This is a genomic window from Phycisphaerae bacterium (assembly GCA_017999985.1).
Classification (GTDB): domain Bacteria; phylum Planctomycetota; class Phycisphaerae; order UBA1845; family Fen-1342; genus JAGNKU01.
In genome coordinates this window covers 53,009-79,425 of sequence record JAGNKU010000016.1, presented here as the reverse complement: position 1 = coordinate 79,425, position 26,417 = coordinate 53,009, and the positions used below count along the sequence as shown (strand labels likewise).

The following is a 26,417-nucleotide window of genomic DNA, read 5'->3' as shown; positions in this document are numbered from 1 at the left end:
ACGGCCTTCAGACCGCTCCCGCGCCGGCCCCGGCCTACGGGGCGCCGCGGGCCGAATTTCTCGGACGCGGCTGCAGCTCCAGCCGCACTTGCGCGCCGGTGTCGGCCCGCCGGAGCACCACAAAATCGCGCGCGACCTGCACGAGCCGAAAACCATCCACCTCCGCATGGAGCGGCATGACGCGCTCGTCGATGACCGCCAGCGGACGCTGTCCCAGCATCACCCCCACCAGCCGGTGCGCGGCCTGAAATTCCGCGACGGGATCAATCTCCGGGACGGCCACCACGTCTTCGACCGCCGCGTCCAGCTCGGGCGCGCTGGCCGGCACCTCGGCCTCCGCGAAGAGGTCGCGCAGCGTGGCCAGCTCCGGCTCGACCGGCACGTATGTGTCGGTCGTCAGCCGCAGAATGAGCGCCGTAGTCTCCTCCCAGTCCGTCGCCGGCATGGACGACGCAACGGGGGCCGTCGCGCCGGCCGCCGTCTGCGGCCCGCCCGCGGTGAAGCGATCGACCACCCAGAACAATCCGGCAGCCGTCGCCAGGCCCCCCAGCACGCGCAAGCGGATCGGGATGCGTTTCATGAGCCCCCCCCCGCGCCCACGGTCTCGGTCGGCGGCAGGACGTAGAGCCGCACGGTCCACGCCAACTCGCACGCCAGCCCGCCGGCCCGCGCCGGCCGGCCAATCGTGCAAGCCTGCAGCGACTGGTACGGGTTCGCGCGCGCCAGCCGGTCGAGGAAACGTATGAAATCCTGGCTGCGCCCGCGGCCGTCCACGCGAATGTCATTTGCCAGATATGACCCGACCATGCCCACCGGCTGCGGCGTGACGTTCAGTACTTCGAGGTCGGCGCCAGCGGCCAGGTCCGTCATGTCCCGCAGCAGTCCAGCCAGCGCATCGGTCCGCGGGATGTCCGCCGACTCGGCGGCGAGAATCAGGTCGAGTTGCGCGAGCGCCTGCTCGGACGTCCGCAATTCGGCGACCGCGGCGCGCAAGTCGGACTCGCCGGCCGTGCGGGCCGCCGCAAAGCGCTGATAGTCCGACCACATTTGCCCCCACGGCGCGAAGACGATCCACCAGGTCGCCACGCCGAGCACCAGCAGGCCCGCCGCACCACAGACATCCACGTCATAGATGGTCCAGGGCCGCTTGCAGACGATCACGGCTGGTCCTCCCGCGTGCAACAGTCGAGCTCGAACGCGACGGCGGTGCCGTCGGCGCGGGACTCCTGTTTGGCGCGCACCAATTCAACGCGTTCCCAGCCGGGCAGACCCTGCAACTGGTGCAGGAACTGAATCAGCGCGCCATGGTCGGCAGCGAGCCCCTCGAGACGCACGGAGCGCTTTTCGACGATCGTGCCTCCGGCAGCAGCCGGGCTCGCGACCCCAGGTGCCGCGACGGGAGGCGGGGCCGCGCGACGGGCGTTGTCCGGCGCGGAGGGTTCCACATTCAGGCTGGTCAGCCGGATTCCCTCGGGGGCGGCCTGCAGCAGCTTCAACATCCGCCGGGGCCAGGGCTGCGGCCGCGTGGCGGCACCGATCGTTTCGAGCTGCGCGAGCAATTGCGCGCACTGGGCGCTCGCCAGCACAAGCCGGCGCTGCACCTCGGCCTGCTGCGCCTCCAGGCCCTTGACCGACTCCGACAGGCGCGTGACCGACTCCGAGGCCGTGCGCTCGACGCCCCAGCCGGTGGCCAGCAGCACCACGGCCAGGCCGCACGTGACCAGCCACAGCCGGCGACGCCGGCCGCGGATCCGCGCGTGGACGCGCGCGCCGGGAATCAGGTTCACCGAGCAGGTCATGGCACCTCCAGGTCGAGCAGCGCGGCACCCAGCGCGGCGGCACCACGCGGTTCCGCGCGCACGCCCGACAGTGGGCGCTCCCACTGCGGTGCGCCGGGGGTGTCGCCCGCTGCCAGCGTATTCACGGAGATGCCAAGCTCGTTCTCGAGGACGGCGGTCAGCCCGCCCAGTCCGGCCCCCCCGCCCGCCAGGAAGAGCCGCTTGGCACCTGCGTCGGGGAAACTCTGCAGAACGTATGACAGGCAGCGCCCGACTTCGAGCGCGAGCGTGCGGAGCGAATCGCGCAGCACGCCGGAGAACGCGCCCGCCAGGTCCGCCACGTCGACGAGGTTGCGTCCGGCCGGCGTGCCGCGAACGCCGCGGTCGGACAGCTCTACGACCTGCTGGCGTTTGAGTTGCTCGGCGGTCGCGAACGAGACCTCGAAGGCATCAACGAGTTTCTGTGTCCATTGGCACGGCGACACTGACAACGAGCGGACGTACGTCGGCACGGTGCCGACGACCACGGTCAGCGTGGCGTGCCGCAGGCCGAGGTCGAGCACCCCCCAGACGTCGCCGGCGGCCGGCGTCCAGACACACCGCGCCAGGCGCACCAGCGCACACGGCGAGACGTCGATCCGGCGCAGCGTGAGCCCCTGCTCATGCAACTGGTCGTACCAGCGCAAGGCCAGCTCGGTCGGCATGACCACGGCCATGACGTTGGCCTGCTGGCCGCGCGCGTGTGGCAGCTTCCAGTAGCGTACTTCCAGGTTGTCGGCCGAATGGCGGCTGTCCTGCGCGACCTCCCAGCGGAGGGCCTGCTCCACGCGGTCCGGCGCCTGGGACAAAGCCTGCTCGGGCAGCCGCATCGGAAAGAACTGCACGTCGGGCGGCGATAGCACGAGGCAGATTTCGCGGCCCTCGAAGTGCGCCTGGCCGATCAGCCGGCCGAGCTGCGCAGGGTCGGTCTCGACCGCAGGCGGCGCGGCCGACGTGTTGGCGGCCGGCGCCGTCTCGGGCGGCGTGGCAGCCGCCACCAGCGCGGCATCGCGCTCAAGCTGGAGGGCGTCGCACAGCGTGGCCCGCTGGCCGCGCAGGCGTAACTGGTAGGCCCGCACGCCGGCAGCGCCGACGTCGAAGCTGATGGCCGAGCGGCGGGGTCGCAGCCAGGTCACCACGGCCGTGCTCCTTGAGGGTCGGTAGCGGGCATCAGGCGGCTCCTGCCAGGTCAAACAACGGAATGAACAGCGACATCGCCACGCAGCCGACCACGACGCCCATGACGGCGAGCATGGCCGGCTCGGCGAGACGCGTCACGTGCTGGACCGTGGTGCTGTTGTCCTCGTCCATCCAGCTCGAGACGAATTCCGTGGCCTCGGCCAGGCGGCCGTTGTCCTCGCCGGTGCGGATCGCGGAGACGATGATGGGGTCAGCCAGTTGCGTGGCGGCGAGCGCCTGCCCCATGCGGCCGCCGGACGACACCGCTTCCTCGACCTCGGCGATGAGCCGCAGAAAGGCGACGTTGGTGATGGCCGCGCGTGACTGGCGGATGGCCTCCAGCAACGGCACATGGCAGCGCAGCATCGAGGCCCAGATGCGCACGACGCGCGCGAAGATCAGGCGCGCAGCGAGCGGACCGACAACCGGCAGGCGCAGCAGGACCTCATCGAGCCAGACGCGCGTGCTGCGCAGGCGGAAACCGAGCACCGCCGCCACGACGACGGCCACGAACGCGCCGACCACGTAGGGCCAGTGCAGCGTGACGAACTCGGAAACCTGGAACAACACCTGGGTGAGCGGTGGGAGCGGTGAGCGCAGGCTCATGAAGAGCACTTTGAAGCGCGGGACGACGAAGAACATCAGGATCGAAACGACGCCGACCAGCAGCAGGCACAGGATGGCCGGGTACAGCAGCGCCCCCAGTACGAGCTTGCGCGTCTGCATCTGCTGCTGGGCGAGGTCGCACAGCCGCCCGAAGACCTGGGGCAGCGACGCGGTGGCCTCGCCGGCCGCGACCATGCTGCGGAAGACCGGGTCGAACAGCTCACCCTCGGCCGCGAGTGCCTCGGACAGCGTGTCGCCTTCCTCGACGCGCTCGCACAGGCGCCGGAGCATGGCCCGCACCGCCGGCTTGGCGGTCTGTTCCTGCGCCGCCTCGAGCGCGGGAACGAGCGGGGCCCCCGACTCCAGCAGCATCTTGAGTTGCCGCGTCAGGAGCATCAGGTCGCGCGCGCCCAGGCGGGCTGCGGGCCAGGGCAGGGCCGGCGCGCGCGGTTCCGATGCGGCCACGGCGGCGTGTTCGTGCAGGCGCATGACGAGCAGGCCCTTCTCGCGGAGGGTCGTGACGGCGGCCGTCTGATCGGCCGCGTCCACCCGGTCGCTGACCGTGCGACCGTCGGGCGCCATGGCTTCGTACACGAACTGCATCGTAAGCCTCTCGGCCGACACGCGTCGGCCACCGGACGTCTCAACTCCGCCGGCCGCGCATTATTCGCCGGCGCTGCTCGCCGCGGTCGCCAGTGCGGGCCGCGGCTGCGGCGCGTGCTCCGCGCGGGTCTGTGCCTCGGTCTCCGCGTGCGTGACGCGGAGCACTTCTTCCAATGTCGAACGACCTTCTTCCACCAGCCGCAGCCCCTCCTCGCGCAGCGGCCGCCAGCCGTGCTGGCGGGCCACCGCCTTGATCTCCTCTTCCTCCTCGGCGCGATGGAGGTGCTGGCGCACCTCGTCGGTCACCTCGAGCAGTTCGTAGATGCCCGCCCGGCCGCGGAAGCCGCTGTCATGGCACTGCTTGCAGCCCTCGCCCTTGAAGAAGACCCGCTGCGTGTCGCCGAGCCAGCCGGCGTCGGCCAGGGCGGACTCGGGCGGGTAGTACGAGGTGCGGCAGAACGGGCAGATCGTGCGGGCCAGGCGCTGGGCCACGACGCCGTTGAACGCGGACGCCAGCAGGTAGCGTTCGATGCCCATGTCGGCGAGGCGGATGAAAGCGCCCGGCGCGTTGTTGGTGTGCAGCGTGGAGAGCACCAGGTGGCCGGTGAGCGCCGCCTGGATCGCCACGCGGGCGGTGTCCGTGTCGCGGATTTCGCCGACCATGATGACATCGGGGTCCTGGCGTAACAGGGAGCGCAGGGCGCGTGCAAACGTCATCTGGACGGCCTCGTTGACCTGCACCTGGTTAATGCCGTCGAGCTGGTATTCGACCGGGTCCTCGATGGTCACGATGTTGCGCTCGGGCGACGAGAGCAGGTCGATGACCGAATAGAGCGTGGTGGTCTTGCCGCTGCCCGTCGGGCCAGTGACGAGCACGATGCCGTGCGGCTTGGAGAAGATGCGGCGGAAGCGCGGCAACTGGTCGGCGGACACCCCGAGCTTGTCCAGCGCGACATTGAGGTTCGACTTGTCGAGGATGCGCAGCACGATCTTCTCGCCCAGCAGCGTCGGCATGGAGGAGACGCGCAGGTCGATCTCGCGGCCCTCGGCGACGACATGCACGCGGCCTTCCTGTGGCAGGCGCCGCTCGGCGATGTCCATCCTGCCGATGACCTTGATGCGCGAAACGATCGCCGCGTGCATGCTGTTCGGGGCCGACATCAGCTCGCGGAGGTTGCCGTCGATGCGATAGCGCAGGCGCGTGGCCTGCTTGGTGGGCTCGACGTGAATGTCGCTAGCGCCGTCGCGGACCGCTGTCATGATCGCCAGGTTGACGAGGTTGATGATCGGGCTGCCGTCGACCATCCGGCTGATTTCGTGCGACGTGTCCTCGTCGATCGTCTCGCGCTCGACGACCTTGACCTCGGACTCAGTCAGGGTGACCAGGAACGAATCGATGTCGACCTGCTCGCCCAGATACTTCTCCTGGAACTCGGCGATGTTGGATTCAAGGGCCAGCACCGGGTTGATCCGGCAGCCGGTCAGGGCCCCCAGGCGGTCGATCGTCGGCAGCGCCTGGGGCTCGGCCATCGCGACGGTCAGGGTGTCGCCGACCTTGAAAAGCGGGAGGGCCTTGAGCCGCGCGGCCTCCTCGCGGTCAAGCAGGCGCGCGACGGCCGGGTCGATCAGGCCGTGCCGCAGTTGGACGGCCTTGACGTTGAGCTGCTTGGCCAGCGCGCTGAGCATGGCCTTCGGCGAAAGGATGCCCATGTCCATGAGCACTTCGCCGAGGCGCTTGTTGTCCTTGTCCTGCGACTCGAGCGCCCGCCGGAGATCGGTCTCGGTCACGAGACCCTCGTCCAGGAGTACCTGCCCGAGCTTGTTGACGCGTTTGAGTGGCATATGTCGGTTACGACCGTCCGATCAGGGGTTTCAGGTTCCGCGCTGGCAACTGCGCAGCGCGTTGTCCACGGTGTCGAAGACGTCGATCCGCGGCAGCACGTCGGTGAGCTCCAGCGCCTCCAGGCAGGTCTCGCTCAGGGAGGCCAGCTTGGGGCGCTGCGGCGTCGCCAGGTGCACTCCGCAGAGATTGAGCAGCAACTCGATGCCGGCGCTGTCGAGATACGGCACGTCGGCCAGATCGATGACCACGCGCTTGTTGCCGGCGGCCAGGGCGGTCTCGACGGCGCGGCGCAGGTCGTCGAGCTCGTCGGCGACCAGCGGGCCGTGCGCGACCAGTACCGTGAGATTGCCGTGGGGTTGCGTCTGGATCTTCACGCTGGGCCTCCCGTGCGGGGCTCCGCCGGGTCCGCGCGACGTGCCGGCGGACCCGGTGCCACGAGGTCGGTGCCGATCGGCAGGTCGGCTTGGCGGGCGCGGTCGACGGCATCGAACGCCGCGGCCAGGAGGTCCGTGAGCGTCGGCTGGGCGAAGCCGCTACCGGCCAGGCCCATGCGCAGGCGGACGCGGCCCTGCAGGGACGCGAGCTGCTGCACGCAGTCGTTGGCGGCCCGGAGCATCTTCTCGGCGATCAGGCGGCCCAGCCCGCTGTCGAGCCGGCGGAGCAGCACGATGAAGCGGTCATCGGCGAAACGGCCCACCAGGTCGTCGCTGCGCGTGCGCTGCATCACGACCTCGCCCAGTCGCTCGATGAGCTCGTCGCGTTCGGACCAGCAGTGCGCGTCGTCGAGCCGGCGCAACCCCTCCAGCGCCAGCACGGCCACGACCACGGGCTCGTTGGTCGCGTAGGAATCGCGCAGGAGGCGCTCGCCCAGGGCGAAGAAATCCAGCCGCGTCAGAACGCCCGAGGCCTGGTCGGTGCGCCGGACGACCTGCAGCCGCTCGAGGCTGGCCACGTGCTGCCAGCAGAGGGCCAGCAACTGGCCGATGGTCTGGCGCATTTCGCTCGTCAGGACCGTGCGGTCACGCAGGTTGCCCACCGCGATCAGGCCGATGGTGGCGTTGTGCTCGCGGACGGGCCAGACCCACTCCCAGCCGTCCTCGCACTGCGCCGCGAGCCGGTCCACGAGGGGGCCGTGCGCTGCGTCGCCCGCGAGGAACTCCCGCCCCGTCGTGGCGACGTGCCCGAGCAGGCCGCCGCGGACGCTCGGGCCAACGGCGGCCGACCCGCGCCCGCCGTTGGAAATCGTCAGGAGCGTCTCGCAGTCGGGCTGCACGCGGTAGCAGCGCACGCGCGTCGCGCCGACGTGTTCGACCAGGACCTCGCGCACCAGCTGGTCAAAAGCAGCCCAGGCCTCCGGGTTGTCGCCGTTCTCGGCCAACCAGCGGTGAAACGCCGCGCAGACGCGGTGCGCGGGGCCCGGCGCGGTCGCCGGCGGAGTCGGCAGTGGCTCGGTCGGCGGCGGCGCCACCGGTGGCAGCGTCAGGACGGGCGTGCTGGTGGGCGTTGCGCGGCGGCGCGTGAGCAGCAGCGCGCCGACGCCCAGGGCCGCGATCAGGGCCACGGCGCCGATGAGGAACGGCAGGTTGGCAGCCCAGGCGTCAGGATTTGGCATGGTCAGGCTCCGGTCCGTGCGCCGTAGGAAAGCGGGCGGCGAAATCCACGGGATCGCTGTGCCGATACGCCGTGAACGCCCGCACGAAGGCCTCCCCCACCTCCGCGTCGATCCGCGTCCCTTCCTCGGCCCGAATGATCTCGATGGCCTTGTCGATGCTGAAGGCCTGGCGGTAGGAGCGCGTCGAGGTCAGGGCGTCGAACGTGTCGACGACGTGCACGATGCGCGCCACCAGCGGGATGTGCTCGCCGACGAGGCCCTCCGGGTAACCGCTGCCATCGGGGTATTCATGGTGGTAGAGCACGCCCTCCAGGATCACGTTGAAGCTCGCGATGGGCTGTAGGATCTCGTAGCCCATGCGCGGATGCTGCTTGATGATGTCAAACTCCGCGGGCGTCAGCTTGCCCGGCTTGCAGAGGATCTCCTCGGGGATGCCGATCTTGCCGACGTCATGGAGCAGCCCGGCCCATTCCATGGCCTGCTGCTGCTCCGGGGGCACACCGAGCTCCTGGGCCGTCAGCCGCGTGAGGAACCCGCCGCGCTCGGAGTGTCCGCTCGTGTAATGGTCCTTCTTGTCGATCGCCGCCACGAGCGCCCGCGTGACCTCGAGCACCATGCGCCGCATGCGCTCGTGCAGCTCCGTGTTGCTCAGGATCTGCCCGCCGAACGCGAGCACCGATTCGACGAGCATCATGTCCCCGGACTGAAAGGCCCCGCGCGCGGCGCTGCGGTCGGCCAGCAAGACGTCCACCTGGTCATCGAGTCGCACCAGCGGCCCGGCGATGAGCTGTCGGCCGTTGACGTCCGCGACGCGCACCAGCCGGCTGTGCCGCACCGCGTCCACAATCTCCGCGACCGCGGCGGGCGCGACATCCAGCGCTGTCGCCGCGCGCGGCCCCGGCGGGACAGCGCCCACGGGTCGGTAGGCCCCGTCCGGTGAACAGAGCCACAACGTTTCGGTGGCCAGCAGGCGCGCGACGCGCTGCAGCAGCAGCTTCTCGATCGCTTGCGCGTCGGTGACGCTGGCGATCTGCTGCGTGAGGTCGAAGATCAGGTTGAGCTGCTCGTAGTTCTGCAGGACCTCGTTGGCGAAGCCGTTGTTCTCCTCGAGCATCTGCCCGACGCGCTGCACCAGGCGCGACGCGGTCTCGAGGTGCCCCAGCAGATTCGGTTCGGTGGTTGGAAGCGGCGCGTCCGGCAGCGGCCCCTCGACCGTCAGGAGCGTCGCGGCCGCCCCGCCGATGGTCGTGGTTTGGGCCGCCACGCGAAACCCGCGCGCGCAGCGGTCCGCCTGCAGGGTCGCGGGCTCGATCTGGTTCGCGGCCGCCGCCTGCAGAAACGCGCAGCCGCGCGTCGCCAGCGCGCCGACGTCCCCCTGCAGGCAGGCGCGCATACAGTGAGCCGGCGGCTGCGGCGCGTGTCGGGCGCAGCCCACGATCCCGACCGCCAGCGACGCGTCGCGCCCCGGGCGCGACAGACCGTCCACCAAGTCATGCAACAGGCCTTCGTCGATCGCGGGCGTTCCGGAGGTACTCATGTCACTTCATCCTTGCCGGGTCGGCGGCGCCGCGGTCCCCGAACTCAACATCGCTTCGACCACCTCCGACAGGCGACTCGGGCTGAACGGCTTGGGCAGGACCTGGACGCCCCACTGCGCCAGCCGATCGCGGATCTCGCTGTGATCCCAGCGGTTGGTCAGCACGATGACGCCCCGCCGCACGCGGCCGGCCTGCACCACCGCTTCGATCAGTGCCACGCCATCCAGGCCCGGCATGTTCACGTCCGTGACCAGTACGTCGACGGGCTCAACCTCGATCAGCGCGCGGGCCGCCACGCCATTGCGGGCTTCCAGCACGGTGTAGCCCTGGCGCTGCAACCACATGCTGATCAATCGCAGGATGTGCGGGTCGTCTTCGGCGACGACAATGCGGATCATCGCGTCGACACCTCCGCCGTGTCCGTGGTGGCCAGCGGCAGCTCGATGGTGAACGTCGAGCCCTTGCCGCGCTCGCTTTCCAGCACAATGTCGCCCCCGTGCAGGCGGGCGACCTCGCGGGCCAGGGCCAGCCCCAGCCCCGTGCCCGGCACGGCCTGCACGGCGTCGTCCGTAGCCCGGTAGAACTTCTCGAACACGTGCGCCTGGTCCTCGGGCGCGATGCCGATCCCCGTGTCCTGCACGGCGATCCGCACCTGCCGTTCCTGCACCTCGACCGCCACGTGCACCTTGCCGTTCCCTGGCGTGTACTTGATCGCGTTGCCGATCAGGTTGTTGAGCAGCACCGAGAGGCGCTGCTTGTCCCCGTTCAGCTTGGGCACCTTCGGCGGCAGCGCCAGCGTGAGGTCGATGCGCTTCTCGTCGGCCGTCCCGAGATTGTCCTGCACCATCTGCCGCACCAGCCGCGCCAGGTCCACCTCGCCCACGTCCAGCCGCGCCGTACCCACCTCGAGCTGCGAGATGCTCAGGATGTCCTCGACCAGTCGCGACAAACGCCGCGTCTCGCTGATGAGCACGTTGTAGCATTCCTTCCGCGTCTGCTCGTCGTCGAACTCCGGCTGCGTCAGCGTCTCCGCGTACGCGTGGATGTTCGTGAGCGGCGTGCGCAGCTCGTGCGTCACGTGGTAGAGGAAGTTATCGCGAGCCCGCTGCCCCTCGCGCAACTGGCTGACGTCCTCCACCGTGATCAACGCGTCGCCGCCCGCCGGCGGCGACGGCAGACCCAGGATCCGGAAGCGCAGCGTCGTCTCGTGCTCGCCACTGCCGCAGGTATGCTCGATCGACTGACTGCCACCCGAGCGCGCCCGCGCCCCAATCAGAGCCTGCACCACCGCCGGATTGTCGATCGCCTCACCCACCTGCCGGCCCACCAGCGGGTCCGACTTAGGGCCCAGCAGGCCGCCGGCCGCGGCGTTCGCGTAGCCGATCCGTTGGTCCTCGCCGACACAGATCACGCCGAACGGCAACCGGTCGACGACCCGCCGGAATACCGCGTTCTCGAACCGGGCGAGCACCTCGTTGGCGGCCCCCGCGCCCGCCGCGCCCTGCACCTGGCGCTGCAGCCCGGCCAGCTCTTCGATCAGCCGGTTCCAGCCGCGCGCCGCGGTGCCCAGCGAGTCGCTGAGCGTCAGCGTCAGGAGTTGCCGCTCCACCCCGTCCGCATAGGTCTGTAGATTCCGCTCGATGGCAGCCACCGGCCGCAAGTGGCGCCGCAGGCGGTGATAGAAGACCGCGAACGCAACCAGGCTCACGCCGGCCGCGAAGCCCCAGTTAAGCAACAGGAAGGTGTCATGCCCGGCCGCCACGTGCGCGTCGCGCTCCACGTACAGCGTGCCCGCGGCACGTCCGTCCGGCGACTGCACGGGGATTCTTGCGACCAGCAGCGCGCGGGACTTGGATGCCCAGACCGTGGCCGCGTCGCCGGGCGCGCGCACGGATGCAGACCACTCGTACCGTGCCTGTCCCTCGGGTGTAGTCCACCGCACGCACTGCACGCGCGGCATGCCGCTCAGACCCAGTTCCAGCGTGCGCAGCGCGGTGTCGTCGGCCTCGGCGAAAGCGCCCAGGATGTTCGCCCAGGCCTGCGCAAAGGCATGGAGCTCGGCGCGATGTGCGTCCAAGTTCTGCTGCCGCCAACTGCAATTGGCAATGACATACCCCGCGCCGAACCCCACAAAGATGATCACGACGAAACAGAGCCCCAGCGCCTCTGGAATGACGCCGTCCCACCAGAAGCGGTGGCGTGGTCCATGGCCGGTCGGGGGCGCGGGTTTGGTCTGAGCGATGGCCATGGCGTTCGACGCCTCCACGAGAAGCTGGTCTTCCATGGACGCATCGGTGGTCCTAGTAGAGCACTTGAAGAACGTCGCCGCGGCCGCGGGCGCCGGCGGACGGTCGGCGACCCGGAAGGGCGCGCCGGCCAATAATCGAGCTTTCTGCTCCACGGCGTGGCATCCGTACATCCCGGCATGATGTGGGCGTCGCCGCACGGCCCGGGACGGCCGCGACCGGGCAACGTCTGGAATACAGCGCGGTCCCGCGCCGCCCCCCGGCCCCTTGTGAACGCCCGGTAACCGAAGACAATGTGACGTGGACGGGACGCCCGCGCCGCGGCCGCCCGGACGCTGAGCACCTGCGAGCAAGGAGTCGCACATGAAACGATCTTGGTTGACTGGGTTGGGCACCGGGCTGGCGATCGGCGTGGCGGTCTTGGCCTTCAGCCGCACCATGCAGGCACAGGGCGGCGGCAGCGCGCCGACCGGGCGTCTGGCGTGCATCAACGTCGTACAGGTCCTGAACGACTATCAGCGGCAGAAAGACCTGGTTGACGAGGTCGGGGCGCTGCAGGAGAAGCTGAGCGCGGAAAACAAGCAGCGCCGGGACCGCATCGACACGCTGCAGGCCGAGCTGGACCGGATGGACCCCGCCGACCCGACGCTCGTGCAGCGCATGCGCGAGATGCTGGCGCTCCAGATCGATTACAAGAACTGGGCGGACCTGAAGCAGGCGGACGTGGCCCGGGAGTTCGCGCTGTGGTCCGTGCGCATTTACAAGGAGATGCTCCAGGCCACGGAGGCAATCGCCAAACGCGACGGATACGACCTGGTGCTGTACAAGGGCGAGTTCCAGGCGGTCTCGATGGACCCCGACGTGATCAAGGACCAGATCCGGAACCTGCACCTGCTCTACAACAACGCCAGCATTGACATCAGCCAGGTCGTGCTCGACAAGCTCAATGCGGAATACCGTGCCCAGCCGCGCGTCCAGATGTTGCAGCAGTAGCCGTCCGAGCGCCCCCATGAGCAGCACGCCCACAATCACCGCCGCCGAACTGGCCCGCCGCCTGAACGGCACGCTGCACGGGGACGGCAGTCAGGTCATCCGGCGTGTGGCAACGCTGGAAAACGCCGGCCCGGACGCGCTGTCCTGGATCGGCGCGCCCAGCGTGTTGCCGCGCCTGGCCGGGTCGCAGGCCGGCGCGGTGCTGATCTCGACCGCGTGCCCGGTGCCGTCCGGGCGCACGGTCATCGTCGTGTCGGACCCAGACATCGCGCTGTGTGCCGCGCTCGCGGTCCTGGCGCCGCCGACCCCGACCGTGCCGGCGGGCGTCGACCCCGCGGCGCGCGTGGCGGACAGCGCGGTGGTCGCGGGCGCGTGCATCGGGCCGCACGTCTGGGTGGGTCCGGACGCGGTGGTCGGCCCCGGCACGCAGCTCCATCCGGGCGTGTACATCGGGACCGGGGCGCAGCTCGGCCGCGAGTGCGTGCTCTGGCCGAACGTCGTCGTGCGCGAGTACTGCCGGCTGGGCGACCGCGTGATCATCCACGCGAATTCGACAATCGGCACCGACGGTTTCGGCTACCACCAGCGCGGCGGCAGGCACGTGAAGATCCCGCAGATCGGGATCGTCGTCATTGAGGATGACGTCGAGGTGGGCTCCAACACCTGCATCGACCGGGCGCGCAGCGGCGAAACGCGCATCGGCCGCGGCACGAAGATCGACAATCTTGTCCAGGTCGGCCATAATGTGCAGATTGGCGAGGATACGGTCATGGCCGGCCAGTGCGGGCTCTCGGGCTCGGTGACCATCGGAAAGCAAGTCATGCTCGGCGGCAAAGTGGGCGTGACGGACCACGTGCACATCGGTGACCGGGCGATCGTCGCGGCGGCGAGCGTTATCTCAGGTGATCTCGCGGGCTCGGCCTCGTACCGCGGAATTCCCGCTGTGAACGCGACCCAGTATGCACGAGAGCTGATCAGCATCCGCCGCCTGCCTAAAATGATGGCACAAATGCGGGACTTGCTCGCGCGAGTGGAGCGACTTGAGTCAGCAGCAGACGATAGAACGCGAGACTGAACTGTCCGGGCGCGGACTGTTCACCGGCTTCCCGGTGCGGGTGCGCTTCAAGCCCGCGCCGCCGAACAGCGGTATTGCGTTCGTGCGCACCGACCAGCCCGAGCCCGTGCGCATCCCGGCGCGCTTCGAGAACCTGAGCAAACGCGCCCGGCGCACGTCGCTGCGCAACGGGACCGCCGCGATCGAGACCGTCGAGCATTGCCTGGCCGCGGCCCGCGGGCTGGAAATCGACAACCTGATCATCGAGCTCGACAACGCCGAGCTGCCCGCGACGGACGGGAGCTGCCTGCCGTTCCTGGATTCGCTCGCTGAGGCCGGCGTCGTCGCCCAGGACGCGGAGCGCAACCTGCTCGAAGTCACGGAACCCCTGCGGGTGAGCGACGGCGATGCCGAGCTGGTCGCGTGGCCGGGCGAGCCGGGCCGACTCGAGATCATCTACGAGCTCGACTACGGCCAGCAGAGCGCCATCGGCCACCAGATTCACCGCTTCGTGCTCACGCCGGAAAGCTTCCGCCGCGAGATCGCCCCGTCGCGCACGTTCGTACTGGAGGAGGAGGCGCAGCAGTTGCGGACGGCGGGGCTGGGGCTGCACCTGACGTACGCCGACGTGCTGGTCATCGGCCGCGACGGCCCGATCGACAACCGGTATCGCTACGAAAACGAGTGCGTGCGGCACAAGATTCTCGACCTGGTCGGCGACCTGATGCTGGCGGGCTGCTTCATCTGCGGCAAGATTTACGCGCGCAAGTCCGGGCACCACCTGAACCACGAGCTGACGCGGCGGCTCTGCGAGCAGCGGGCCCGCGCGCAGTTCGAGCAGCGGCTCACGCATGCGCCCGAACTCGACATCCGCCAGGTGCAGCGCATCCTGCCGCACCGCTTTCCGATGCTGCTGGTCGACCGCGTCGTGCAGATCGAGGGTGACCGGCGCGCCGTCGGCATCAAGAACGTCACGATCAACGAGCCGTTTTTCCAGGGACATTACCCGCGGCAGCCGATCATGCCGGGCGTGCTCATCATCGAGGCGCTGGCGCAGCTCAGTGGCGTGCTGCTCTCGCAGAAGCTCGAGCACACCGGCAAGGTCGCGGTGCTGCTCAGCCTGGACAAGGTCAAGTTCCGCCGGCCGGTCATGCCCGGCGATCAACTGGTCATGGAGGCCGAGGCCGTGCGCGTCAAGGCGCGCACCGGGCAGACGCTGTGCCGCGCCACCGTGGGCGGCGAACTCGTGGCCGAAGCGATGATCCGCTTCATGCTCGTGGATGCCGACCCCGTATGAGCCGCATACATCCCAGCGCGTACGTTGATCCGAAGGCCGAGCTCGGCGTGGATATCGAAGTCGGCGCCTTCAGCTATATCGGCCCGCACGTGCGCGTCGGCGACGGCTGCACGCTGCACCCGCGGGTCACGCTGCAGGGGCCGGCGGAGTTCGGGCCGGGCAACGTGTTCTATCCCGGCTGCGTGCTGGGCGCGGCCCCGCAGGACCTCAAGTACAAGGGCGGACCCACGCGCCTGGTCGTCGGCGCGGAGAACATCTTCCGCGAGCACGTCACCATCCACCGCGGGACCGAGGCCGATCAGCGCAGCGGGGGCGTCACGCGCATCGGCAATCACAACCTGCTCATGGTCGGCGTGCACGTGGCCCACGACGCCGAACTCGGCAACCACATCGTCATCGCCAACATCGTGCAGCTCGCCGGCCACATCAAGCTCGAAGACTGCGTGGTCATCGGCGGCGCCAGCGCCATGCACCACTTCGTCACGGTCGGCCGCAACGCTTACATCGCTGGCATGACGCGCATCACGCACGATGTGCCGCCGTTCATGAAGGTGCTCGGCTATGACCAGTCGGTGCGCGGCGTGAACACCGAGGGCCTGCGCCGCTGGCGCTTTCCCGAGCAGTCCATCGTCCGCATCCGCGCGGCCGCGCGGCTGCTGTATGCCCGGCGCGGCGAGCGCGCCCCGCTGCGCACCAGCGAGGCCCTGCGCGAGATCGAGACCAACGGGCTCATCGACGACGACCACGTGCGCTACCTGGTCGACTTCCTGAAACGCAAGCTCGAAATCGGCATCTTCGGCCGCGTCCGCGAGCACTATCGCACGGACAGCGTGCAGGACCTGGCCGGCTTCTACGACCACCGGAAAGAGGATTAGCCCGTTGAATACCCCCCTGCCCGTTGCCGTGATCGGCGCCGGCCACATGGGCCGCCACCACGTGCGCACCTATGCCCAGATGCCCGGCGTGCAGCTCGTCGCCGTGATCGACTCAAACGTGGAGCGCGCGCGGCAGCTCGCCGAACCGCTGAAGGTGCGCTACGCCGACCGCCTGACGCCGGAGCTGGGCGACGTCGCCGCGGTGAACATCGCCGTCCCGACCGTGCACCACCTGGCCGTCAGCCGGCCCCTCATCGAGCGTGGCATTCATGTGCTGATCGAGAAGCCGCTGGCGCCAACGGCGACGGATGCCGAGCAGATCGCCGCGCTTGCCCGCGAGCATGACGTCATCGTGCAGGTCGGGCACACGGAGCGCTTCAATCCGGCGGTGCGGGCGGTGGACCGGCTGGGGCTGCGGCCGAAATTCGTCGAAACGCACCGGATCAGCCCGTTCACGTTCCGCTCGGCGGATGTCGGCGTCGTGTTCGACCTGATGATCCACGACATCGACATCCTGCTGCACCTGGTCCGCGATGAGGTGCAGCGCGTCGATGCGGTCGGCGTCAACGTGCTCGGGAAGTACGAGGACATCGCGAACGCGCGCGTGACCTGCAGGGGCGGCGCCGTGGCGAACCTCACCGCGTCGCGCCTGGCGCTGAAGACCGAGCGCAAGCTGCGGGTCTTCGCCGAGAAGGCGTACGTCTCGCTGGACTATCAGAAGAAGGTCGGCGTCGCGATCACGCTGGACCGCAACCTCGACGTGCTGAAGCTGGCGCGCGAGAAGAACATCGAGGACCTGTCGCAGATGGCGGGCCTCGACTTCGGCAAAATGGTCCACGTCGAGCCGCTGCAGATCGACGACCAGGACCCGCTGCGCACCGAGCTGGAGACATTCGTCGAATGCGTGCGGACGCACAAGCGCCCGCCGGTCAGCGTGGAGGATGGCGTCGCCGCGGTCCGGCTGGCCGAACAGATCGTGCAGAGCATCGCGACGCATGCCTGGGACGGCGACGCCGGCGGACGCGTGGGGCTGGCGGCGGACATTGTTGGCCAGTCCGTACGTCGGACGTAGCACGACCGACCGACACGGACGTGCGGACTTCAACTTCGCACTACCACTTCGCCTTGGCGGACGGTACATTCTGGGCGTGTTCAAAGCGGATCGCTGCGGCTCGTTGCCTCGGGAGGCGACATGAAAGACTATCGCATCACGAAAGAGCACGTCTGGGGTGGCACGCTGGCGGATCACAAGGGGGCGCTCGGCGAGAAGCTGCGGGCGCTCAGCGCCGGCGGCCTCAATCTCGAGCTGATCATCGCCCGCCGCGAGACTTCCGGCCAGGCCACGCTGTTCATCTCCCCACTGCGCAGCGTGCAGGAGCTGGAGACCGCGGAAAGGGCCGGGTTGTCCAAGGCGGGCCATTTGCGGACGCTGCGGATCGAGGCGCCGGACGCGCCCGGGCTCGGCGCGAAGATCGCCAACGCGCTGTCGGACGCCAACATCAACATTCTCAGCTACGCTGCCCTGTCGCTCGGCGGGCGCTGCGTCACGAGCATCGCCTTCTACGCCGACGCGGACGCGGACCGGGCCAAGGACGTCCTGCAGAAGCTGTTCGGGACGTAGCCGCCAACGCAGTTCTTCACAATTACTCCAACATGGGTGGTACGGGCATATTGCCCGTTGCCGCGGCGGGCGGGACGCCCCACCACCCATGACCGGAGCCACCTGCAACGAGCTTGTACACTACGGCGCCGACCGTGGCGGGGCAGTGCGGATGGTCTCGAAGATCAGGCGCTGAAACGGCTGCTCGGCCGCCGTCGCCGTGAAGGTATGGCGGTGGCGCTTGTTCTCGCCCACATAGGGGATGTAGTCGAGGCTGTACGTGGTGCCCGGCGTGAGTCGTGCGACCAGGTAGAACTCGGGGTTGAACGCCTTCCGCTCGTTGATCACGACGCTGGTGCCCGCGCGGTTCAGACGCACGGACTGCCCCGCCGCGTCGCGCAATTCGAAATGCTGCGGAACCCATTCGTTCCAGAGCAATACACCGTTGGGGGTGATGGTCGGCGGGTCCGCCTTCACCATGTCGTGCGTCACCGCGACGTGCAGCTCGATGCTGTTCGAGCCTGCGTTGCCCAGCGCGAAGCCGACCGGGAACCCCTCCGCACCGCTGAACTGCGCGCGCAAGTGCCGCACGCCGTACGCGACCAGCCCCCCGACCAACAACACCAGCACCGCCCCACCGACGAACATCTGTTTCACGACCGTGCCTCCCGTGGTCCGTCCAGAGCCACCGGCGCAAGCCGTGACCGCCACCCGGCCGATCGCTGCCGACGTGCCACCGGGCCCCGGAGCGCCTAAGATTACCCGTGGAAGGGCCGGATGTGCCAGTGCGGGCCGGCGCGAACGGCGCCGAAGGCCGGTGGCCACCACGTGGACGTCGATCATGTCGTTTGACTGTCAAACCTGCGGTGCGTGCTGTCATGGCCTGGATGTGCTGCTGACCGACGCGGAGGCGGACCAGTTCGAGGGCGACCCGCGGCTGGTGGCGCTAACCACGTTGTATCGCCGCCCGGGGGCGCCGGCCCTGCGTTTCATGAAGCGGCACCGGGACACCGACCGCTGCGTGGCACTGGACGGGCCGCTGCACGCCAACGCGTGCCGGATCTACACCCAGCGACCGACGCTCTGCCGCGAGTTCGCCGCCGGCTCGCCGGATTGCGTCGCGGCGCGGGCACGATTCGGATACGAAATTCAGGCGGCCGAAGCGGATTCCGCCGGTCCCGAGCCGCCGCCCCGTGTGACGAAGTAAAACCCGATCATGCCGAGCGTGCCGATCAAGCCCACGGCACCCAGCCCGAACCACACCACCTGCGGGTGATACGCGTTCCACAGCAGCTGCGTGACGTGCTGCACAGCCGCCGGGTCGACCTGCGCGACGATGCGCTCGAAGGCGGCGGTGATCTGCTCGGGCGCGGCGGGGCTCTTGGCGGTGTACTGCGTCAGTGACGAGACCGCGTCGCAGACTGCCGCGCCGTCGCCGGTCTTCACGATGTAAGCCAGGCTGTTGACCACTTGCTCGCCCGGCAGCGCGGTCGTATTCGCGACCAGGTCATTCGGCAGGCCGAGCGTATGCACGAGGTAGTGTCGGGCCAGATTGACCTTGCTGCTGAAGTGCTCGTAGGCGTAGCCGGACAGCAGGTTACCGACGGCCCAGCCGATCGCGAGCGGGATATTGGAATAGCCCATGTAGAGGGCCTTCTTGTCCGGCGGCGCGATGAGGCCGATGTACGCGCTGAACGTCGGGCTGCAGATCATCTCGCCGATCGCGAAGACGAAGATCATGACGCAGCACAGCCAGCCGATCGTCGTCAGCCCGCAACCGATGAAGCCGAAGGTCGCGATCAGCATCCCGATGATCATGGCTGCCACCTTGTGCATGCGGCTGATGAGCCAGGAGATCGGAATGACCAGCAGGATGATCGTTACGGCGTCGATGTTCACGATGATCTCGGGCTTGGTCTGTCCGGTCGCCGTGACCCAGTCGTGCCGAATGGTACCGAAGAAGCCGGCAACGTCGCTGGTATTCACCCATTCGTCGATGAAGTTCGGCAGCAGGTCAAAGAGCTGCATGAACATCAGCCAGAAGCACGAGAAGATCAGCAGAAACGCGACCAGCCGCGGGTCCCTGAAAACGTTGGCGATCGACGCGCAGAACACTCCGAAAGGCCCTTTCTGCTCCTCGTCGCCCGCGGCAGCCGGCACGTGCGCGGGTTCGCGATAGAGCAAAAACGCCGGCAGGAAGTTCAATGCGGTGACCCCCGCGGCAAAATAGAACACGTAGCGCCAGTCAACCTCACCCCGCAGCGAGCCTGCCATCGCCGGAGCCAGCGCTCCGCCAATGTTGACGACCCAGTAGAACAGCCCCCAGCCCAGCGACGAAGTCTCCGCCGTTGTGACGCGGGCGATCGTGCCCTGGACCGGCGGCTTGAAGATCGCGGTGCCGCTGGCCACCATGCACGCCGCGAACAGGAAGACCCAGAATCCGGCGTCCGGCAGCCCGCGCCCGCCGAGCACATCGGCGAGGCCCTTCGAATGGGCCATCAGCAGATAGCCCAGGGTGTTGATCGTGAAGGCCACCGCCAAGCTCTTTCGGTAGCCGTAGCGGTCCGTATAGCCGCCGGAGACCATCGGGATCAGGCACTGCAGCGCCGCCCAGATGCTGAGAATCGTACCTTTCTGCGTATAGCTGAGCCCAAGCCCGTTTGAACTGGTCGCCGCAACCAGGAACAACGCGCGGATGGCGCTGACACTGAAGAACGCCAGGCGCTCGAACATCTCCATGACATTGGCGTACCAGAAATTTGCCGGCAGGCTGCGCACCTGCACCCAAAACGGGGTCTTGGCGGGCACACTCTCCATGCTGGGCTCCTCGCGCTGGGTCGCGACGCAAGTAGAATCTGGCACTTCATAGCCGGCGGGCGCGCTCCCCGCAACCGGCTGACGCTGCTTTCGCGCCGGCGCCCCCGGTTCGACAGCCAGCGCAAGTTCGTCTAATCTCTCTTTCGCATGCCGGCCGGCGACGTTCGGTCTGTGTCGCACTGTGGAGCCGGCGGTGGTGGCACGCGTTCATTCGCCGCCCGAGCGCCGAGGTGGAGACGCCATGCCCGCGCGCATTCTTGACGGAGCGGCGTATGCCGCCGAGATTCGCACCGAGGTCACCCGCCAGGTCGCGTGGTACAACGCCCACCACGGCCCGATCAAGCTCTGCGCTGTTCTAGTCGGCACGGACGAGGCCGGACGGCTGTATGCCGGTTCGCAACGCCACCTCGCCGTCAAGGTCGGCGTGCAGTACGACCTCGTCGAGCTGCCCGAGTCCACCACGCAGGCCGAACTGCTGGCGACACTCGACCGGCTGAATGCGGATCCGACGGTGACCGGGATCCTGCTGCAATTGCCCCTGCCGCCACACATCGAGCCCGCCGTCGCCCAGTATCACATCGATCCGTACAAGGACGTCGAAGGCGTCAACCCGGCCAACATCGGCCTGCTCTTCTACGGCGAGCCGCTCATCGCCCCCTGCACCGCCCTCGCGGTCACCGAGCTGATTCGCCGCAGCGGCGTCGTCGAGCGCGGCGCCCATGCCGTCGTCGTCGGCCAGAGCCGCATTGTCGGCCGGCCGGTGACGATGTTCCTGCTGACGCACGAAGCGACGGTGACTGGCTGCCATATTGCGACGCGCAACCTGTCGAGCCACACGCGGGCGGCGGACATTCTCGTGGTCGCGATGGGCCAGCCCCGCGCGATCGGCGTCGCACATGTGAAACCTGGGGCCGTGGTGATCGACGTCGGCATTCACCGCATCAAGGAACGCGACGCGGACGGCCGCGAGGTTCGCCGCACGGTCGGCGACGTCGATTTTGCCGCGGTACGCGAGGTGGCCAGCGCGCTCACGCCGGTGCCGGGCGGCGTCGGACCGCTCACGGTGGCGATGCTGCTGCGCAACACGGTAGAAGCCGCGCAGAAGCAACTGCGGCGCGGGGTCTGAGGGGGCGTTCGCGGCGTGCGCGCCGCGGGGGTGCCTGGCTTTGGACAGTCGTCGACCCGGCGTTATAATGAACACGGTTGGTTCGTCGAATCAGGCGTGTGCGTGAAGATTGTGCAACCAATCCAGACTGCATGGCCTGGATCGCTTTCCTACCTCCCAGGCCGAAACGTCGGCCGCTTTCACACGCGACCCTGAAAGAGAAACATTGGGTCCGGCCTGCCATCGTATGGAGTGATCCGATGGGCAAGAGGTTGTATGTCGGGAACTTGAGCTACACCGTCAGCAGCGCGGATCTCGAGCAGTTGTTCGCGCAGCATGGAACCGTCCGCAGCGCCGAGGTCGTTGCCGATCGAGAGACCGGGCGCAGCAAGGGATTCGCGTTTGTGGAGATGAGCAGCGACGACGAGGCCCAGTCAGCGATCACCGCCCTCAACGGGTCCGAGCACGACGGCCGCACCCTCACGGTCAACGAAGCCCGGCCACGCGAGAGCCGCGGCGGATTCGGTGGCGGAGGCCATGGCGGCCGTGGCGGCGGTCGGCGGTACTAGGTTTGTGCTTGCGGCGCCACCCACGGGCCGCTGCCGGGGGCCGGCGCGCCGGCGCCACCGTTCAAGGAGTACCGCATGCCTCCGATCCGGCCCATTCAGCCGAAGCGCTGGCGGATTCAGGCCCAGGCTGTCGATGGTCTGACGGTCACGCTCGGGCGCTACGACACCGAGGAGGAAGCTCACCGGGACTGCAGTCGGTTTCAGCAGGAAGGCGCCTATCGCAACCTCCGCGTCGCGCCAATCCCACCGCCGGCCCAGTCACCGCCGGAGCCGTAGAAGACCGGCGGCGCCACCGGGGAGCGCCGCCATGTCGCACCGGCGCGGCGCGGCGCCGCAGCGGGGCCGAACGGGCACCCAAATGCGTGTGCTCGCGCGGCCGCCGGTGCGGCTGTGCCCCGCGAGCGGCGGTGAGGATGGTATGTCCTATCTCATTGCGGCCGGGCTGACGCTCCTGAACGCCGGCTGGCTGGCCCTGGTTGTCGTCGGCCTGCCGGGCACGTGGCTGATGGTGCTGGGCACGCTGCTCGTCGCGTGGTGGTGGTGGGACACCGGCGACGGCACCCCGCTCATTGGCGTCCCCGTCCTGATTGCGATCGGCGTGGTCGCGCTGGCCGCCGAGGTCTTCGAGTTCGTCGCCGGCGCGGTCGGCAGCCGGAGCGTCGGCGGAACGCGCCGGGGGGCGCTAGGCGCACTGCTGGGAGCCATCCTGGGTGCCGTCGTGGGCACCTTCTTCGCGCCGGTGTTGGGCTCCCTCCTGGGCACCTGCGGCGGCGCCGCGATCGGCGCCTGGGCGTTCGAGCTCAGCGGCGGGCGTTCTGGCCACGCAGCTCTGAAGTCGGGTCTCGGGGCGGGCGTGGGACGCTTCGCCGGCACGGTTGCCAAGCTGATAGCTGGTGCCGCGATCTGGATCACCGTGGCAATCGCGGCGTTCTGGCCGTGATGCGGGCTTGCGGCTGGCATGGCAACCCTGCGGTCTTACCCAAACGTGTATAATCAAGGTGTGACGGCGCCGGCCCGCCGGCGTGCGACACAACGTGCGCGACGGAAGACAGATGGTCAGTGACCGGGGCAACAACGGTGAGCCCGGGAGCGAGGCTCCGCAGCGGCTGCGGGACTGGATCCCGCTGGTCTACGACAAGGCCTGCGAGCGTGCCCATCGTCTGCTGGCCAAGTGGTCGGGCCTGAACCGGCCGGGGACCGCGTCGCTGGTCCACCAGGCGTTCTTCAAGCTGTCGGAATGCGGTGTCGAGAACTGCACGTCGCGCGCCCACGCCCTGGCGCTGCTGGTCCAGAAGATGCGCCAGCAGTTGTGCGACCTGGCCCGGCGGATCGACGCGCAGAAGCGCGGCGGGCGCGGGCACAACGGCGCGCATCGGCCCGTGTTTCACCGCCAACTGCTCTCCGACGAGTGCGCGGCCCAGCAGGGCTGGGACAGCTCCGATTTCCTCGCGCTCGACGAGGCCCTGCAGCGCCTGCACGAAATATCACCCCGTCACGCGCGCGTCGTGGAGCTGCTCTTCCTGCTGGGCCTGACCTTCCAGGAGGCGGCGGACGAGCTGGGGCTGTCGCGCGCCAGCATTCACAACGACTGGCGGCTGGCGAAGGCCTGGTTGTTCAACGCCCTGGACGGCAGCACGCCAGCCAACGACAGCGCGACGGTGCCGCCATGAACGCCGACAGCTTCCGCATCATCGAGCGGGTCTTCCACGCGGCGCAGAAAGTGCCGCCCGAGGCCCGGGATGCGTTTCTGACGTCGGAGCTGCCCGACGCCCCGGATCTGCGCCATGAGGTCGAGAACCTGCTCGCCGCCAGCGAACGCGGCAGCACATTCCTGGAAACGTCGCTCCTCGCCGGCCCCGTGGACAAGCCGCCCCGCACCGATGCGCTGGTCGGCCGGCAGATCGGACCGTATCGCCTCATCCGCGAGCTCGGCCACGGCGGGATGGGCACCGTGTACGAGGCCGAGCAGCGCTGGCCGCACCGCCGCGTGGCGCTCAAGGTCGTCCACACCGGCGGCGGCGACGCCCGCTGGTCCGGTCACGAGCCGCGCATCCTCGGGCGGCTGAACCACCCCTTTGTCGCCAGCATCTACGACGCCGACCAGACCGAGGACGGTCTTTCGTACTTCGTCATGGAACTCATCGAGGGCGAACGGCTGGACGACTACGTCAAGCAGCACAACCTGCCGCGCCGCGAGCGCCTCGTGCTGTTCTGCAAGATCTGCGAGGCGATTCAGCACGCCCACATGAAGTCCGTCATCCACCTGGACCTCAAGCCCTCGAACATCCTCGTCCTGCCGCCCAAGGACCCCACCTGCCAGGAGCTCCAGGTCAAGGTCGTCGACTTCGGCGTCGCCGCCATCACCGGCAGCGACACGACGCACGGGACCAGGATCGGCACCACCGGCGCCATGGTCGGTACGCTCGCCTACATGAGCCCCGAGCAACGCCGCGGCGAACGCGAGTCGTGCGACGTCCGCAGCGACGTCTACTCGCTCGGCGTGATCCTCTTCAAGCTCATGACCGGCGACCTGCCCTACCCGGTCGAGGACCTGCCGCTCCCCGAGGCGTGGCGCGTCTTCGCCGAGCAGCAGCCGCGACGCCCGCGGGCCATCGATCCCAGCGTGCCGCCGGATGTCGAGACCATCATCCGCACGGCGACAGCCGAGGAGCCGGCCCGGCGTTACCAGAGCGTATCGGAGCTGGCGGGCGACGTGCGGCTCTACCTGACGGACCGCCCGATCACCGCCCGTCCGCCCAGCACCTGGTACGAATGGACGAAGTTCGCGCAGCGGAACAAGGGGCTCGTCGCCACGCTAGCGGCCGTCCTGCTCGGCCTCGCGACCACGACCATCGGGACGTACAGCGGCCTGCTGCGCGCCCGCGCCGCGGAGGAGCACGCCCGGGCCCAGGCCGAGGCCACCAAGCGGCTGACGGAATTCATCCTCGGCGAGGACACCGGCGCCGACAGGGCCGAGGACGATGGCCAGCCGGCCTCGCCGCCGATCCTTCCGCGGATTCCGCTCGAGGTGCTGCGCACGACCGCAGCCCAACTGCTGGCACAAGGCCGCGCGGAGGAGGCCGAGGCTGAATACGGGCGGCTGGTGGCGATCGCCAAGCTCGTGCTGCCGCGCCGCAACTGGTATGCCGCGAAGCTTCAGAGCGAGCACGGTGAGTGCCTGATCCGCCTCGGCCGATACGCGCAGGCGGAACTGCCGCTGCTCAGCAGCTACGAGGGCCTGCGGAGCTCCTACGGACCCGAGCATCCGCAGACGCTCGAGGCCATGCGTCGGCTGGTGCAGCTCTACGATGCCTGGGGTCGGCCCGCCCAGTCCGCCGAGTGGACCGCGCAGCTCTACAAAGCAAGCGTCGGTGCCGGCAGCGACACCCCCGAAGTCCCCCCGTAGGCGCACCACGGCTCAACGGCCCTTGGCGAAGAATTCCTTGATGCTGTCGTAGATGTCGTCCTTCGTGTTCACCCGGCTGGTGACCATGTTCTCCTGGTTGGCCAGGTGCTCACGCAGGACGTTGATGAAATGCCCGCTGCCGTAGGCGCTGGCCACCTGGCAGTAGCCGAACTGGTTCGCGTTCGGCAGCAGGTGCTGCTTGAGCATGTCGCAGCACTCGCGCGAGTCCGCCTCCGATGAGTTGTCCCCGTCGGAGAAATGGAAGAGGTAGATGTTCCATTCGCTCGCCGCGTAGTGCTTGTCGAGCATTTCCTTGCAGAACTTGAACGCGCTCGAAATCTTCGTGCCGCCATCCTCGCGCAGATGGAAAAACGTCTCGCGATCGACCTCGGCGGCGTGCACGTCGTGCACGATGTACCGGCTCTCGATGCCGTCGTAGTTGCGGCGGAGCCAGGCGTCGATCCAGAAGGCCTCCAGCCGGACCAACTCTTTCTGCTCGTGACCCATCGAGCCGGAGACGTCCATCATGTAGACGATGACGGCGTTCGATTGCGGCTTGCGCACCGGCTTCCAACTGCGATAGAGCTTGTCCGATCGTTCGAAGACCATTTTCGGGTTGTTCGGGTCCCAGGCGCCGGACATGATCAGCCGGCGCAACGCGCGACGGAACGTTCGCTTGAAATGCCGCAACGACTCCGGACCGGATTGGCGAATGCTGCTGTAGCGCTCCTTGACGCTGGTGATGTTGTGGCGGCCCTTGGGCATGATCCGCGGGAGCTGCAGCTCTTCGCCGAGGATGTCAGCCAGCTCTTCGAGCGAAACCTCGACCTCGAGGATGTGCTGGCCGGGTTCGGTCCCGCCGGGGCCGGCGCCGGATTCATCGCCGTCGACCGTCTGACCGGCCTCGCCGTCGCCCTGCCCGACGCCCTGGTCATTGTTGTCGCCATAGCGGAAATGGGGCAGGTCGATACCGGGCACGGGGATGCTGACGAGGCGCTTGCCCTCTTTGCCGATCAGCTCGCCGCGGGTCAGGAATTTGCGCAAGTCCTTACGGATGCGCCCCTTGACGATCTGCCGGAAGCGCTGATGGTCCTTGCCGATCTTGAGCGGGCCGCCGTTATCCACCATGGCACCTGCAAGTCCAGGAAAAGGCGTCAGACGCCCTTTCTATCGGATTCTATACCGCCAGAGGTGAGAGCCGTCGAGGGCGCGAGCAGCGCTTGGGTGGTGTAAGGGCACCGAGTGGCGACGACGTGC

Annotated in this window: 27 protein-coding genes; 13 read left to right on the top strand and 14 right to left on the bottom strand. The window is 68.6% G+C overall.

Annotated elements, in window-relative coordinates:
• Positions 1–34 precede the first annotated feature (34 nt).
• Genes KA383_17715 through KA383_17665 form a run of 11 tightly spaced genes read right to left on the bottom strand, consistent with a single transcriptional unit; the run spans position 35 to position 11,599 of the window.
• A complete protein-coding gene (locus KA383_17715) occupies positions 35–580 on the bottom strand; it encodes a hypothetical protein (GenBank protein MBP7747957.1) in 546 nt (181 codons plus the stop codon).
• A complete protein-coding gene (gene pilO, locus KA383_17710) occupies positions 577–1,161 on the bottom strand; it encodes a type 4a pilus biogenesis protein PilO (protein ID MBP7747956.1) in 585 nt (194 codons plus the stop codon). The genes KA383_17715 and pilO overlap by 4 nt, the downstream gene beginning before the upstream one ends.
• A complete protein-coding gene (locus KA383_17705; GenBank protein MBP7747955.1) occupies positions 1,158–1,799 on the bottom strand; it encodes a PilN domain-containing protein in 642 nt (213 codons plus the stop codon). The genes pilO and KA383_17705 overlap by 4 nt, the downstream gene beginning before the upstream one ends.
• Entirely contained in the window at positions 1,796–2,956 is a 1,161-nt protein-coding gene (locus KA383_17700; protein MBP7747954.1) for a hypothetical protein, read from the bottom strand. Before KA383_17700 ends, KA383_17705 begins: the two co-directional genes overlap by 4 nt.
• Positions 2,957–2,987: 31 nt before the next feature.
• On the bottom strand, positions 2,988–4,205 hold the full coding sequence (locus KA383_17695) for a type II secretion system F family protein (protein MBP7747953.1): 1,218 nt from the start codon (positions 4,203–4,205) through the stop codon (positions 2,988–2,990).
• A 60-nt stretch (positions 4,206–4,265) separates the two neighbouring features.
• Positions 4,266–6,047, bottom strand: coding sequence for a Flp pilus assembly complex ATPase component TadA (gene tadA / locus KA383_17690; GenBank protein ID MBP7747952.1), 1,782 nt, complete (start codon positions 6,045–6,047; stop codon positions 4,266–4,268).
• Between the two features lie 30 nt (positions 6,048–6,077).
• Positions 6,078–6,422 carry an STAS domain-containing protein gene (locus KA383_17685; GenBank protein ID MBP7747951.1) on the bottom strand — a complete coding sequence of 115 codons (345 nt, stop codon included), beginning with the start codon at positions 6,420–6,422 and terminating at the stop codon, positions 6,078–6,080.
• Positions 6,419–7,660, bottom strand: a complete 1,242-nt coding sequence (locus tag KA383_17680; protein MBP7747950.1) for a GGDEF domain-containing protein — start codon at positions 7,658–7,660, stop codon at positions 6,419–6,421. The genes KA383_17685 and KA383_17680 overlap by 4 nt, the downstream gene beginning before the upstream one ends.
• Entirely contained in the window at positions 7,647–9,197 is a 1,551-nt protein-coding gene (locus tag KA383_17675) for an HD-GYP domain-containing protein (GenBank protein ID MBP7747949.1), read from the bottom strand. Before KA383_17675 ends, KA383_17680 begins: the two co-directional genes overlap by 14 nt.
• 6 nt (positions 9,198–9,203) lie before the next feature.
• Positions 9,204–9,596, bottom strand: coding sequence for a response regulator (locus KA383_17670; protein ID MBP7747948.1), 393 nt, complete (start codon positions 9,594–9,596; stop codon positions 9,204–9,206).
• Positions 9,593–11,599, bottom strand: coding sequence for a PAS domain-containing protein (locus KA383_17665; protein MBP7747947.1), 2,007 nt, complete (start codon positions 11,597–11,599; stop codon positions 9,593–9,595). The genes KA383_17670 and KA383_17665 overlap by 4 nt, the downstream gene beginning before the upstream one ends.
• Positions 11,600–11,807: 208 nt before the next feature.
• Between KA383_17665 and KA383_17660 the strand changes: the two genes are divergently transcribed.
• From KA383_17660 to KA383_17635, 6 genes are all read left to right on the top strand, one after another.
• Entirely contained in the window at positions 11,808–12,437 is a 630-nt protein-coding gene (locus KA383_17660; protein ID MBP7747946.1) for an OmpH family outer membrane protein, read from the top strand.
• Between the two features lie 16 nt (positions 12,438–12,453).
• Entirely contained in the window at positions 12,454–13,512 is a 1,059-nt protein-coding gene (lpxD, locus tag KA383_17655) for a UDP-3-O-(3-hydroxymyristoyl)glucosamine N-acyltransferase (GenBank protein ID MBP7747945.1), read from the top strand.
• Positions 13,478–14,788 (top strand): UDP-3-O-[3-hydroxymyristoyl] N-acetylglucosamine deacetylase, encoded by a 1,311-nt coding sequence (gene lpxC, locus KA383_17650; protein ID MBP7747944.1) that lies wholly within the window; start codon positions 13,478–13,480, stop codon positions 14,786–14,788. The genes lpxD and lpxC overlap by 35 nt, the downstream gene beginning before the upstream one ends.
• The gene (gene lpxA / locus KA383_17645) at positions 14,785–15,663 is read left to right on the top strand and encodes an acyl-ACP--UDP-N-acetylglucosamine O-acyltransferase (GenBank protein ID MBP7747943.1); all 879 of its coding nucleotides are present in this window, start codon (positions 14,785–14,787) and stop codon (positions 15,661–15,663) included. The genes lpxC and lpxA overlap by 4 nt, the downstream gene beginning before the upstream one ends.
• A gap of 4 nt (positions 15,664–15,667) precedes the next feature.
• Positions 15,668–16,735 carry a Gfo/Idh/MocA family oxidoreductase gene (locus tag KA383_17640; GenBank protein MBP7747942.1) on the top strand — a complete coding sequence of 356 codons (1,068 nt, stop codon included), beginning with the start codon at positions 15,668–15,670 and terminating at the stop codon, positions 16,733–16,735.
• Positions 16,736–16,855: 120 nt separating this feature from the next.
• On the top strand, positions 16,856–17,284 hold the full coding sequence (locus KA383_17635) for an ACT domain-containing protein (GenBank protein MBP7747941.1): 429 nt from the start codon (positions 16,856–16,858) through the stop codon (positions 17,282–17,284).
• 120 nt (positions 17,285–17,404) lie between these two features.
• On the opposite strand, the gene KA383_17630 is transcribed toward KA383_17635, so the two are convergent.
• Positions 17,405–17,920 (bottom strand): hypothetical protein, encoded by a 516-nt coding sequence (locus KA383_17630; protein ID MBP7747940.1) that lies wholly within the window; start codon positions 17,918–17,920, stop codon positions 17,405–17,407.
• Positions 17,921–18,104: 184 nt separating this feature from the next.
• Between KA383_17630 and KA383_17625 the strand changes: the two genes are divergently transcribed.
• The gene (locus KA383_17625) at positions 18,105–18,470 is read left to right on the top strand and encodes a YkgJ family cysteine cluster protein (GenBank protein MBP7747939.1); all 366 of its coding nucleotides are present in this window, start codon (positions 18,105–18,107) and stop codon (positions 18,468–18,470) included.
• Here KA383_17625 and KA383_17620 read toward each other — a convergent pair.
• Positions 18,413–20,080: an MFS transporter gene (locus KA383_17620; GenBank protein MBP7747938.1), complete on the bottom strand. Its 1,668-nt coding sequence runs from the start codon at positions 20,078–20,080 to the stop codon at positions 18,413–18,415. The genes KA383_17625 and KA383_17620 overlap by 58 nt on opposite strands.
• Before the next feature lie 241 nt (positions 20,081–20,321).
• Between KA383_17620 and KA383_17615 the strand changes: the two genes are divergently transcribed.
• The 6 genes from KA383_17615 (at position 20,322) to KA383_17590 (ending at position 25,160) form a co-directional block, all read left to right on the top strand.
• Complete coding sequence (locus KA383_17615) at positions 20,322–21,206, top strand: bifunctional 5,10-methylenetetrahydrofolate dehydrogenase/5,10-methenyltetrahydrofolate cyclohydrolase (protein MBP7747937.1); 885 nt, start codon at positions 20,322–20,324, stop codon at positions 21,204–21,206.
• A gap of 239 nt (positions 21,207–21,445) precedes the next feature.
• The gene (locus KA383_17610) at positions 21,446–21,754 is read left to right on the top strand and encodes an RNA-binding protein (GenBank protein ID MBP7747936.1); all 309 of its coding nucleotides are present in this window, start codon (positions 21,446–21,448) and stop codon (positions 21,752–21,754) included.
• A 75-nt stretch (positions 21,755–21,829) separates the two neighbouring features.
• Positions 21,830–22,030, top strand: a complete 201-nt coding sequence (locus KA383_17605) for a hypothetical protein (protein ID MBP7747935.1) — start codon at positions 21,830–21,832, stop codon at positions 22,028–22,030.
• 142 nt (positions 22,031–22,172) lie between these two features.
• Positions 22,173–22,694: a DUF456 domain-containing protein gene (locus tag KA383_17600; GenBank protein ID MBP7747934.1), complete on the top strand. Its 522-nt coding sequence runs from the start codon at positions 22,173–22,175 to the stop codon at positions 22,692–22,694.
• A 112-nt stretch (positions 22,695–22,806) separates the two neighbouring features.
• Positions 22,807–23,424 (top strand): hypothetical protein, encoded by a 618-nt coding sequence (locus KA383_17595; protein ID MBP7747933.1) that lies wholly within the window; start codon positions 22,807–22,809, stop codon positions 23,422–23,424.
• Positions 23,421–25,160: a serine/threonine protein kinase gene (locus KA383_17590; protein ID MBP7747932.1), complete on the top strand. Its 1,740-nt coding sequence runs from the start codon at positions 23,421–23,423 to the stop codon at positions 25,158–25,160. The genes KA383_17595 and KA383_17590 overlap by 4 nt, the downstream gene beginning before the upstream one ends.
• A gap of 12 nt (positions 25,161–25,172) precedes the next feature.
• Here KA383_17590 and KA383_17585 read toward each other — a convergent pair whose 3' ends face one another.
• Positions 25,173–26,288, bottom strand: a complete 1,116-nt coding sequence (locus tag KA383_17585) for a DUF444 family protein (GenBank protein MBP7747931.1) — start codon at positions 26,286–26,288, stop codon at positions 25,173–25,175.
• Between the last annotated feature and the right edge of the window lie 129 nt (positions 26,289–26,417).

What these genes read in the sequence shown, in the direction of transcription:
- KA383_17605 (MBP7747935.1), top strand. Translation starts at nt 21,830, where the DNA reads ATGCCTCCGATCCGGCCCATTCAGCCGAAGCGCTGGCGGATTCAGGCC.
- KA383_17660 (MBP7747946.1), top strand. Translation starts at nt 11,808, where the DNA reads ATGAAACGATCTTGGTTGACTGGGTTGGGCACCGGGCTGGCGATCGGC.
- KA383_17705 (MBP7747955.1), bottom strand. Translation starts at nt 1,799, where the DNA reads ATGACCTGCTCGGTGAACCTGATTCCCGGCGCGCGCGTCCACGCGCGG.
- KA383_17695 (MBP7747953.1), bottom strand. Translation starts at nt 4,205, where the DNA reads ATGCAGTTCGTGTACGAAGCCATGGCGCCCGACGGTCGCACGGTCAGC.
- tadA (MBP7747952.1), bottom strand. Translation starts at nt 6,047, where the DNA reads ATGCCACTCAAACGCGTCAACAAGCTCGGGCAGGTACTCCTGGACGAG.
- KA383_17600 (MBP7747934.1), top strand. Translation starts at nt 22,173, where the DNA reads ATGTCCTATCTCATTGCGGCCGGGCTGACGCTCCTGAACGCCGGCTGG.
- KA383_17610 (MBP7747936.1), top strand. Translation starts at nt 21,446, where the DNA reads ATGGGCAAGAGGTTGTATGTCGGGAACTTGAGCTACACCGTCAGCAGC.
- KA383_17715 (MBP7747957.1), bottom strand. Translation starts at nt 580, where the DNA reads ATGAAACGCATCCCGATCCGCTTGCGCGTGCTGGGGGGCCTGGCGACG.
- KA383_17590 (MBP7747932.1), top strand. Translation starts at nt 23,421, where the DNA reads ATGAACGCCGACAGCTTCCGCATCATCGAGCGGGTCTTCCACGCGGCG.
- KA383_17635 (MBP7747941.1), top strand. Translation starts at nt 16,856, where the DNA reads ATGAAAGACTATCGCATCACGAAAGAGCACGTCTGGGGTGGCACGCTG.
- KA383_17625 (MBP7747939.1), top strand. Translation starts at nt 18,105, where the DNA reads ATGTCGTTTGACTGTCAAACCTGCGGTGCGTGCTGTCATGGCCTGGAT.
- lpxD (MBP7747945.1), top strand. Translation starts at nt 12,454, where the DNA reads ATGAGCAGCACGCCCACAATCACCGCCGCCGAACTGGCCCGCCGCCTG.
- KA383_17675 (MBP7747949.1), bottom strand. Translation starts at nt 9,197, where the DNA reads ATGAGTACCTCCGGAACGCCCGCGATCGACGAAGGCCTGTTGCATGAC.
- KA383_17620 (MBP7747938.1), bottom strand. Translation starts at nt 20,080, where the DNA reads ATGGAGAGTGTGCCCGCCAAGACCCCGTTTTGGGTGCAGGTGCGCAGC.
- KA383_17680 (MBP7747950.1), bottom strand. Translation starts at nt 7,660, where the DNA reads ATGCCAAATCCTGACGCCTGGGCTGCCAACCTGCCGTTCCTCATCGGC.
- KA383_17585 (MBP7747931.1), bottom strand. Translation starts at nt 26,288, where the DNA reads ATGGTGGATAACGGCGGCCCGCTCAAGATCGGCAAGGACCATCAGCGC.
- KA383_17615 (MBP7747937.1), top strand. Translation starts at nt 20,322, where the DNA reads ATGCCCGCGCGCATTCTTGACGGAGCGGCGTATGCCGCCGAGATTCGC.
- KA383_17670 (MBP7747948.1), bottom strand. Translation starts at nt 9,596, where the DNA reads ATGATCCGCATTGTCGTCGCCGAAGACGACCCGCACATCCTGCGATTG.
- lpxA (MBP7747943.1), top strand. Translation starts at nt 14,785, where the DNA reads ATGAGCCGCATACATCCCAGCGCGTACGTTGATCCGAAGGCCGAGCTC.
- KA383_17595 (MBP7747933.1), top strand. Translation starts at nt 22,807, where the DNA reads ATGGTCAGTGACCGGGGCAACAACGGTGAGCCCGGGAGCGAGGCTCCG.